This window comes from Bacillus sp. LR--39 (assembly GCF_053613335.1).
On the sequence record NZ_JBSIOT010001621.1, the window covers coordinates 1 to 514 of the forward strand.

Genomic DNA, 514 nt, shown 5'->3' on the forward strand with positions numbered 1-514 from the left:
ACGCCGTGAAGCGCTTCTGTGCCCGTTTTAAAAGCGGGAATGCCCAGCCGGGGAACGGCGGGCTGATATTGATGCATCAGTGACACTTTTTCCTCAAGGGTCAGCCGTGAAAGCAAGTCGCTGACTCTTTTTTGTACAGGGAGACTGGGATCTTGAAAGGGATACTCATATTCATCAGCCTGGCTTTTAGCGGCTGCGGGCTGCGGCGGATCGAAACCGGCGGCGGAAAGGATCGTGCACATTGCGCCCAATATGATGATGCGGCCCGTTTTCAGCATCCTGATCACTCCTTTTTAGAAATAAATGAAGACATCCCGTTCTTTTTCTTTTGGCTGAACCGCTGTTCCCTCCTGAAGCGCTTCCGCAGCTCCGTTAATAACAGAGGTGACAGAAAGACCGCGGAGGAGCAGCTTCCAGTTCTTTTGGACGCCCGTTGTTTTCACGGCAATCGTATTTTGATGCCGTGAAGCTCTGAGTGTCATTGCTTCGCCCTTTTCATTGTAAATCGTCTGTT

General features: G+C 51.2%; 2 protein-coding genes. Both read right to left on the reverse strand.

The window, feature by feature from the left end; genetic code table 11:
- On the reverse strand, positions 1–278 hold a 278-nt coding region (locus ACWHAR_RS32140), incomplete at its 3' end, for a hypothetical protein (protein ID WP_452089056.1).
- Positions 279–293: 15 nt separating this feature from the next.
- Positions 294–514, reverse strand: a 221-nt coding sequence (locus ACWHAR_RS32145; RefSeq protein ID WP_452089057.1) for a hypothetical protein, incomplete at its 5' end; no start/stop codon positions are given.